At 60.6% G+C, this 6,000-nt stretch carries 7 protein-coding genes; 4 read left to right on the forward strand and 3 right to left on the reverse strand.

Translation table 11 applies throughout. The annotated features are described in order from the left end of the window. The first annotated feature begins 67 nt into the window (after positions 1-67). Entirely contained in the window at positions 68-370 is a 303-nt protein-coding gene (locus BMW89_RS28800) for a hypothetical protein (protein WP_092031636.1), read from the forward strand. A 16-nt stretch (positions 371-386) separates the two neighbouring features. Here the strand turns inward: BMW89_RS28800 and BMW89_RS28805 are convergent, their stop codons facing one another. After that, positions 387-1,190: an AraC family transcriptional regulator gene (locus BMW89_RS28805; RefSeq protein ID WP_092031725.1), complete on the reverse strand. Its 804-nt coding sequence runs from the start codon at positions 1,188-1,190 to the stop codon at positions 387-389. Positions 1,191-1,290: 100 nt separating this feature from the next. Between BMW89_RS28805 and BMW89_RS28810 the strand changes: the two genes are divergently transcribed. Further along, positions 1,291-2,868 (forward strand): carboxylesterase/lipase family protein, encoded by a 1,578-nt coding sequence (locus tag BMW89_RS28810; protein WP_092031639.1) that lies wholly within the window; start codon positions 1,291-1,293, stop codon positions 2,866-2,868. Positions 2,869-2,876: 8 nt separating this feature from the next. Here BMW89_RS28810 and BMW89_RS38135 read toward each other — a convergent pair whose 3' ends face one another. Next, positions 2,877-3,041: a hypothetical protein gene (locus BMW89_RS38135; RefSeq protein WP_177196387.1), complete on the reverse strand. Its 165-nt coding sequence runs from the start codon at positions 3,039-3,041 to the stop codon at positions 2,877-2,879. A 7-nt stretch (positions 3,042-3,048) separates the two neighbouring features. Continuing rightward, the gene (locus BMW89_RS28815; protein WP_143062852.1) at positions 3,049-3,255 is read right to left on the reverse strand and encodes a hypothetical protein; all 207 of its coding nucleotides are present in this window, start codon (positions 3,253-3,255) and stop codon (positions 3,049-3,051) included. A 206-nt stretch (positions 3,256-3,461) separates the two neighbouring features. Between BMW89_RS28815 and BMW89_RS28820 the strand changes: the two genes are divergently transcribed. Continuing rightward, positions 3,462-3,929, forward strand: coding sequence for a cupin domain-containing protein (locus tag BMW89_RS28820; protein ID WP_244547713.1), 468 nt, complete (start codon positions 3,462-3,464; stop codon positions 3,927-3,929). Positions 3,930-4,155: 226 nt separating this feature from the next. Further along, positions 4,156-5,883, forward strand: coding sequence for a hypothetical protein (locus BMW89_RS38140; RefSeq protein ID WP_177196388.1), 1,728 nt, complete (start codon positions 4,156-4,158; stop codon positions 5,881-5,883). Positions 5,884-6,000 lie beyond the last annotated feature (117 nt).

Raw genomic sequence — 6,000 nt, forward strand, 5'->3', positions numbered from 1 at the left:
GTTGAGACTTCAGTAACCCAACGCCGCCAAGCTCTGGTCAGTATCGTTGCGTTGGAGTGTCCCCACAGTGTTGGATTTTAACGAGCTGCGTGAACTCGCAGCGGATGTTCGTGTTTTCGTCGACCTTGCCGAAGACAAGGCCGAAGCGCTGAAAGCGGTCATCGCGGCCTATGATGTCGTGCTCGCGATCTTCCCGTCACAACAGGGCATGGGCCTTCACGTCATCAAAGGCAAAGAGGTCCTGGACGGGATTGCGACATCACGGACGCACGCGGCGTACAGCCACACCGCCATCGCAGTCCCGGATCTCGCGCATGCCGAAGCGCTCAAATATCTGACGACCCCGGCCGAACAGCGGATGGCAGCCTAGCGCCAAGCGGCTATGATCAGGTTTGTTGTGCGACGCTGTTGATATAGGCCGCCGGCGGCTTGCCCAGCGCCTTCCTGAACATCGTGATGAAGGCCGTGACCGATTCATAGCCGAGATCAGCCGAGACCTGCTGCACGCTCGTGCCCGCGGCGAGCTCGCGGATCGCGATGATCAGGTGCAATTGCTGACGCCAGCGTCCGAAGGTCAGGCCGGTCTCCTTTACCACGAGACGCGCAAAACTACTCTCGCTGAGCGCGAGGTGACCCGCCCATTCTCCCAGCGTGCGACGGTCCGCGGGATTGTCCGCGAGCAATGCTGCGATCCGCTTCAGGCGCGGCTCATCCGGCAGCGGCAGATGCAACTGCTGGACCGGCATCAGCGGCAGCTCGCCGAGCAGGACGCTGATCAGTCGCTCCCGCCTCACCTCGTCATGCTGCACACCATCGGACAATGCGACGATCAATTCGCGCAGCAAGGACGAGATCGAAATGGTGCAGCAGCTCTTGGGCAGATCGACCAGCTCCGCCTCGATGTAGACGAAATACAGACGCGCATTGGCGGTGGCGCGATTGCTGTGCGCCATGCCGCTCGGGATCCAGACCGCACAATGCGGCGGCACCATCCATAGCCCGCCCGGAACGCTCGAGGCGACGCCACCTCCGAAGGAGACCACGAGCTGCCCCTTGCGATGGCTGTGATCAGGCACCTCGCCTTTGGTGCCGTCGGCATCGACGCGCACGGCAATGACCGGCGCGGACCGATCGTCCACGTCCAGGTCGAGCCAGGGGTAACGAAGGGGGTAATGGAGCTTCTGTCTCATCATTGGCTGTTTTTAGTGATCAATTGCGATTATACGCAAATTCATCCAGCGAGAAAGCCGTTAGATCTCGGGTCGCCCCCAATAATAAGGAGACGCGACCGTGCATGCCCTCGTGACCTCGACCATTGCCGAACTGGGCCGGCAGGTTCGCACCCGGGACGGCGAGCTGCGTGGCCAGCCACGCGACGAAAGCGGCGTGCTGGTATTCAAGGGCATCCCCTACGCCGCACCGCCGGTCGGCCCGTTGCGCTGGCGCGCGCCGCAGCCGCCGGCGCCCTGGCATGGCGTACGCGATGCGCTGATGTTTGGCGCAGGCTGTCTGTCGTCGCTGGAAAACGATCCCCGGCCGGGGGCGCGCAGCGAGGACTGCCTTTATCTCAATGTCTGGACCGCTGCGAAGGCAGTCGACGAGAAGCGGCCCGTGATGGTGTGGATTCACGGCGGCGGCTTTCAGTTCGGCTCCTCGGCCAATCCCGCCACCGATGGGAGCCTGCTCGCGGCAAAGGGCGTCGTCGTCGTCAGCTTCAACTATCGCCTCGGCATCTTCGGCTTTCTCGCCCATCCCGATCTCGATACGCAGGCGCCTTCAGGCAATTATGGCTTGCAGGATCAGCTCGCGGCGCTGCGCTGGGTCAAAGCCAACATCGCCGCCTTCGGCGGTGACCCCGATAACGTCACCCTGTTCGGTGAATCCGCCGGCGCCATGGCCGTCGGGATTTTGATGGCCTCGCCACGGGCACGCGGACTGTTCCACAAGGCCATCGGCGAAAGCGGCGCCTTCTGGGACGGAAGCCACGGGCCATTGCAAAGCTTCGACGAAGCCCGCGCGCGCGGCCGCGCCTTCGCGCGCCGGCAAGGCGATGCGTCGATCGCAGCCTTGCGCGCGATGCCGGCCGAACAGTTGAACCTATCAGTGCCCTGGAGTTTCGAGCGCGACCACGTCACCGAAGCATTCTCACCGAGCATCGATCGCTACGTGGTGCCGGACGTGCCCGCACGACGCTTCCTGCGCGGCGAACAGATGCACATCCCCTTGCTGGCCGGCTGGAACAGCGCGGAGGAATTCCCCTTCATGTCGCAGTCCCTGCCCGCACAATCAGCGCAAGCCTTTCGCACCGCGGCCGGAGCGATCTTCGGCAAGCAGCGCCTCGCCGACTTCCAAAAACTCTACCCCGCCGACACCGACGCACAGGCCAAGGCTTCCGCCGCCACGCTGACAGGCGACATGGTGGTCGGCGAGCAGTGCTGGCAGGCGCTGCGGCTGCATCGGAGAAGCACGCGCGCACTGACTTACGGCTACCACTTCAATTACACCTCGCCCTACACGCCGATCGCCTCGCACGTCACAGAAATCCCCTTCGTGTTCGGCACGCTGACGCCGCAACGCCTGATCGGCAGCACCACGCCGCCGGCCGAGGCCGACCGCGCGCTGTCGCAGGCGATGATGAGCTATTGGGTGAATTTTGCGATGCGCGGCAATCCCAACGGGCCCGGCCTGCCGTCCTGGCCGGCTTATGACGAGACCGACGTCGTGCAGATTCTCGGCACGACGATCGAGGCCGGCCCCAATCCGCAAGCGGCGCGCTTCGGTTTCCTCGGCAGCCTGAGGGATGACGGCGTTCTTCCGATGCGCTGGCGCGATGGTGCTGACGGGACTCGTCGGACTCGGGCTGTATAGGCCGCCCTTCAGTGCCCCCACAACGCGGCCGTGAGGCCGATCGCGATGCAGCCAAGGCCGATGATGGCGGTCGCGATTTCGGCCGCGTTCTCCAAGCTGAACAGTTTGACGATGGCGGTCCCGACCGCGCTCAGGACCATTTCGAAGATTATGCCGAGCAAGGCATCAAGCATGGCCTGATCATCCTGCCTTGTCGTGGCGCACGTCATGCACGACATCGCCGATGGTGCTTCCCACGACCATCGCGGCGACGACGGGCCATCCGGCGGACACCAGGAGGATGGCGCCGTAGCGCATTCTCTCGCCCGGGTGCTTATAGCTATCGAGGCCGGCGAGGACGAGCACCGCGACCAGACCGCCGACCAGATATCGTTTGAACCATTTCACGGCGAATTGCCCTCGTTTCCAGGCATTCGTCGCCTCAGGCTTCACCCTGGTTCATCAAGCCGGCAATCCCCGCGCCCAGCGTCGTCAGGATATTCCCGACGATCACGCATGCGCCGCCCGCACCTTGCGGTGGCGACAGGACGGGCTAGCATCCCCTACAACCACAAGGTGCCAGTTCAACCGGCGCCGATAAAAGGGAGGTCATCATGACGACAAGCCGCGCCTGGCGCTTTCTGCTGTTGCCGCTCGCCTTCGCCGGGACACTGAGCGTCGGCTCCGCAGCCGAGCTCAACCCAGCCGCCGTCACCTATAAACTGCCGGACCAGATCCCCTGGGGCCCGGTCGACGCGCGCGGCGCGCAAGTCGCCGTGGTGGTCGGCGATCCCAACAAGCCCGGCTTCTACATGGTCTACAACAAATGGACCAAGGGCAATCATTTCAGCCGCCCGCATTTCCATCCGAACGACCGCTACATCGTCGTGCTGCAAGGCACCTGGTGGGTCGGCTCAGGCCCGAAGTTCGATCCTGAAAACGGCACCGTGCCGATGCCTGCGGGCAGCTTCGTCACCCACACCGGCAAGCAGGTGCATTGGGACGGCGCCAAGGACGAGGACGCCGTGCTGCTGATCATGGGCGAAGGCCCGGCGACGGCGACCGCGGCGGAGGAGAAGTAGAGGGAGGGAGATTGATCCAATCACGCAGCATTTAATCCCCTGAGCAATTCAAGACGGTGAAACGTGGTGATCAGAAAGCATAGGGCGAAGTCAACCGTTCGTCGACGCAATGGGCTGCTTTCTTCAGTGGTCGCCTGTCGCACACTCGCATACGGCTCGACTGCTCACTGGTAGAATTACAAACGGTCGCCGAGGGTAGAGAGACTTCGCACCTAGAGCATTATCGATGCCGCCAACAGCACTTGTTGACCCTTTTTCTTTGCAAATTGATGAATTCCGTAAGACTCGCGGATTGCGGGCTCTTCAATCGGCTTTCTCGGATTTCCACCAGTTGGGCCTCCGCATGACAGATGATCCGATTGTCATCCGCTCGGATATGGCTGTTTTGCAGGCCGCGCTGATTTCATTGATCAGCCCCCACCCGTGGGCGAAGCTTCTGATGACGTTTCGTCGACTCCCCGTCAACATGCTCCAGGAACGGGACGCGGCACCGGGGTCACTCGGGGACTCCCTCGGCTCTGCCCCGATTATAAACTATGCAATTCTATTCGGCACCAACTTGATTGTTCACTGCGCGCAGCCTTCGCCCCAATTCTTCAATCGCCAGTCAATCTTCTCGACGCCTCTGACCGACCAGGAACTCGATGTGGCGGTGCGGGTCTTCATCTGGTCATCCCTGCATGGTTTCATGCAGTACCGGATCAACACAAAGTCGAGAGAGGCGCTGTCTGCGGAGGACACAACGGCCGATCTCATCGAGAGCTATAATGCTCGGCAGGCAAGCCGCTACGAGGACAAGAAGGTTCCTCCCAAAGCGCTGGATGATATGATCCTGTCTGTAGTCGGTATACCCGACGCCCCTGTCTCCAACAGAAAAGTTCTCGTCCGTAGCGCTGCCGGGCGCGAGTACATCATCAGCCAGCGCAACTACGCGCCATCGCTGGTCCATTTGGGCAGGCTAGAGCCCCTATACAGGCATCTCGACGGGTCTATTTTTCTCGAGAAGTACGGAATGCCCTATGCCAAATGGCTCCTTATTTACCGAGGGCTCAATTCATGCCTCTTCAAGAGCATCGCGACTCTCTGGGGAGAAGCTATCATCCAACAAGCATCAGAAGAGGGAGTTCGTGCGTCAGCGGAACGTGCCAACGATCTTAGCGCATCAGCCCTTGGTGTCGCCAACGTCGATTCCCTTGCAGGATGGGTCTCGAGTTATGCAGAAATCCGTCGCGGCGCCCCAAAGATCAGTTCCGATGACGTCCATCAGTTCATTCGCGGCCATACGGTTCGCCCCGCAGAACCACTCGATCCGTTTGTCGAGCGCTCGGATTGTTTTTATCGCCTCAGCGAAACCGTTGTGATCTGGGACTATATTAAGAGCGCCGCGCTCCTGCCGGTAATCCGAAGGCAAATGGCGCCCCTTTTGGGGGCAACGGGGAAGTCGAAGACCAAAGGTCGAACTTTCGAAAGTCTTGTGATGAGTGAAATTCAGCATAATCTACCGCAGGCGCGAGCGATTTCCGGATCAAAGAAACGACGTGAGAACGGCAAGGACCTTTTTGAACTTGATGTCGGCTTCGCGCTCGATCAGGTGCTCTTTGTCGTCGACGCGAAATACGCCGTCAAGTCTCGGCGTTACATGACCGGCGATAGCAACAAGGTTCAGGAGCGCAGCGAGAACGCCTTGACGATGCTTTCCTATCTTGATCAGCAGATCGCCAATCACGCCGATTGGTTGCAAACCGAATGGTCTGACACCGAGGTAAAGCAAGTGATCGGCATCATTTGCACTGCAGAAGTCGAGTACATTAGCACATCAGAACCATCCGCTTGGCTCAAGCCATTCAAGGTTCCAAGAGCCTGCACAATCTCTCAATTGATCGACTTCTTGAAAGACCCAGACTGGCACCAACTCGTTTCACGTAATCCCTGCACACGAAGCCTGCCCATGTAGCTGAAGAGTTACCGTGACAGCCCTGGACTGCACCCCTCAAGTGAGACACGATAATCTCGGTGACAGGGCGGTTGCCACGACGTTTTATCTTGCCTTGTTTTGCGCGAACGCGGCTTC

This window comes from Bradyrhizobium sp. OK095, assembly GCF_900109945.1.
In the GTDB taxonomy this organism is placed as follows: domain Bacteria; phylum Pseudomonadota; class Alphaproteobacteria; order Rhizobiales; family Xanthobacteraceae; genus Bradyrhizobium.